2 rRNA genes are annotated in these 3,414 nt (G+C 51.2%); both read right to left on the bottom strand.

The features are described from left to right. Positions 1–19: 19 nt before the first annotated feature. Positions 20–2,913, bottom strand: a 23S ribosomal RNA gene (locus AC1DVE_RS31020). Between the two features lie 314 nt (positions 2,914–3,227). Beyond that, a 16S ribosomal RNA gene (locus tag AC1DVE_RS31025) occupies positions 3,228–3,414 on the bottom strand; the annotation flags it as partial.

The raw sequence follows: 3,414 nt of genomic DNA on the forward strand, positions 1-3,414 counted from the left end.
CAAATTGCTTGGGTGTTATATGGTCAAGCCTCACGGGCAATTAGTATTGGTTAGCTCAACGCCTCACAGCGCTTACACACCCAACCTATCAACGTCGTAGTCTTCGACGGCCCTTCAGGGGACTCAAGGTCCCAGTGAGATCTCATCTTGAGGCAAGTTTCCCGCTTAGATGCTTTCAGCGGTTATCTTTTCCGAACATAGCTACCCGGCAATGCCACTGGCGTGACAACCGGAACACCAGAGGTTCGTCCACTCCGGTCCTCTCGTACTAGGAGCAGCCCCTCTCAAATCTCAAACGTCCACGGCAGATAGGGACCGAACTGTCTCACGACGTTCTAAACCCAGCTCGCGTACCACTTTAAATGGCGAACAGCCATACCCTTGGGACCGGCTTCAGCCCCAGGATGTGATGAGCCGACATCGAGGTGCCAAACACCGCCGTCGATATGAACTCTTGGGCGGTATCAGCCTGTTATCCCCGGAGTACCTTTTATCCGTTGAGCGATGGCCCTTCCATACAGAACCACCGGATCACTAAGACCTACTTTCGTACCTGCTCGACGTGTCTGTCTCGCAGTCAAGCGCGCTTTTGCCTTTATACTCTACGACCGATTTCCGACCGGTCTGAGCGCACCTTCGTACTCCTCCGTTACTCTTTAGGAGGAGACCGCCCCAGTCAAACTACCCACCATACACTGTCCTCGATCCGGATAACGGACCTGAGTTAGAACCTCAAAGTTGCCAGGGTGGTATTTCAAGGTTGGCTCCACGCGAACTGGCGTCCACGCTTCAAAGCCTCCCACCTATCCTACACAAGCAAATTCAAAGTCCAGTGCAAAGCTATAGTAAAGGTTCACGGGGTCTTTCCGTCTAGCCGCGGATACACTGCATCTTCACAGCGATTTCAATTTCACTGAGTCTCGGGTGGAGACAGCGCCGCCATCGTTACGCCATTCGTGCAGGTCGGAACTTACCCGACAAGGAATTTCGCTACCTTAGGACCGTTATAGTTACGGCCGCCGTTTACCGGGGCTTCGATCAAGAGCTTCGCGTTAGCTAACCCCATCAATTAACCTTCCGGCACCGGGCAGGCGTCACACCCTATACGTCCACTTTCGTGTTTGCAGAGTGCTGTGTTTTTAATAAACAGTCGCAGCGGCCTGGTATCTTCGACCGGCGTGGGCTTACGGAGCAAGTCCTTCACCCTCACCGGCGCACCTTCTCCCGAAGTTACGGTGCCATTTTGCCTAGTTCCTTCACCCGAGTTCTCTCAAGCGCCTTGGTATTCTCTACCCAACCACCTGTGTCGGTTTGGGGTACGGTTCCTGGTTACCTGAAGCTTAGAAGCTTTTCTTGGAAGCATGGCATCAACCACTTCGTGTTCYAAAAGAACACTCGTCATCAGCTCTCGGCCTTGRAATCCCGGATTTACCTAAGATTCCAGCCTACCACCTTAAACTTGGACAACCAACGCCAAGCTGGCCTAGCCTTCTCCGTCCCTCCATCGCAATAACCAGAAGTACAGGAATATTAACCTGTTTTCCATCGACTACGCTTTTCAGCCTCGCCTTAGGGACCGACTAACCCTGCGTCGATTAACGTTGCGCAGGAAACCTTGGTCTTTCGGCGTGGGTGTTTTTCACACCCATTGTCGTTACTCATGTCAGCATTCGCACTTCTGATACCTCCAGCAAGCTTCTCAACTCACCTTCACAGGCTTACAGAACGCTCCTCTACCGCATCACCCGAAGGTGATACCCGTAGCTTCGGTGTATGGTTTGAGCCCCGTTACATCTTCCGCGCAGGCCGACTCGACTAGTGAGCTATTACGCTTTCTTTAAAGGGTGGCTGCTTCTAAGCCAACCTCCTAGCTGTCTAAGCCTTCCCACATCGTTTCCCACTTAACCATAACTTTGGGACCTTAGCTGACGGTCTGGGTTGTTTCCCTTTTCACGACGGACGTTAGCACCCGCCGTGTGTCTCCCATGCTCGGCACTTGTAGGTATTCGGAGTTTGCATCGGTTTGGTAAGTCGGGATGACCCCCTAGCCGAAACAGTGCTCTACCCCCTACAGTGATACATGAGGCGCTACCTAAATAGCTTTCGAGGAGAACCAGCTATCTCCGAGCTTGATTAGCCTTTCACTCCGATCCACAGGTCATCCGCTAACTTTTCAACGGTAGTCGGTTCGGTCCTCCAGTTAGTGTTACCCAACCTTCAACCTGCCCATGGATAGATCGCCCGGTTTCGGGTCTATTCCCAGCGACTAGACGCCCTATTAAGACTCGCTTTCGCTACGCCTCCCCTATTCGGTTAAGCTCGCCACTGAAAATAAGTCGCTGACCCATTATACAAAAGGTACGCAGTCACCCAACAAAGTRGGCTCCCACTGCTTGTACGCATACGGTTTCAGGATCTATTTCACTCCCCTCTCCGGGGTTCTTTTCGCCTTTCCCTCACGGTACTAGTTCACTATCGGTCAGTCAGTAGTATTTAGCCTTGGAGGATGGTCCCCCCATATTCAGACAAAGTTTCTCGTGCTCCGTCCTACTCGATTTCATGACYAAGAGATTTTCGCGTACAGGGCTATCACCCACTATGGCCGCACTTTCCAGAGCGTTCCGCTAATCTCAAAGCCACTTAAGGGCTAGTCCCCGTTCGCTCGCCACTACTAAGGGAATCTCGGTTGATTTCTTTTCCTCAGGGTACTTAGATGTTTCAGTTCCCCTGGTTCGCCTCTTGCACCTATGTATTCAGTACAAGATAACCATCTTATGATGGCTGGGTTCCCCCATTCAGACATCTCCGGATCAAAGTCTGTTTGCCGACTCCCCGAAGCTTTTCGCAGGCTACCACGTCTTTCATCGCCTCTGACTGCCAAGGCATCCACCGTATGCGCTTCTTCACTTGACCATATAACCCCAAGCAATCTGGTTATACTATGAAGACGACATTCGCCGAAAATTCGATKCTTGCTCATAACGAGCAACTCACAAATTTTACCTTAGCCTGATCCGTTACCAGTGAAAGTAACGTTCAGTCTATCTTTCTATCACATACCCAAATTTTTAAAGAACGAACTAGTCAAAGACTAGAAATCAATATTCACGCTGGAATACTCATTTCTAAACTCTAACGAAACAGACCACCTTAAAGGCTGGCCTCTCGTCTTCTTCAATGAATCAAGCAATTCGTGTGGGAACTTATGGAGCAGCTGAGTCGTCGATTAAGGAGGTGATCCAGCCGCAGGTTCCCCTACGGCTACCTTGTTACGACTTCACCCCAGTCATGAATCACACCGTGGTAACCGTCCTCCCGAAGGTTAGACTAGCTACTTCTGGTGCAACCCACTCCCATGGTGTGACGGGCGGTGTGTACAAGGCCCGGGAACGTATTCACCGCGACATTCTGATT

It is taken from the genome of Pseudomonas sp. P4_B4 (assembly GCF_056402255.1).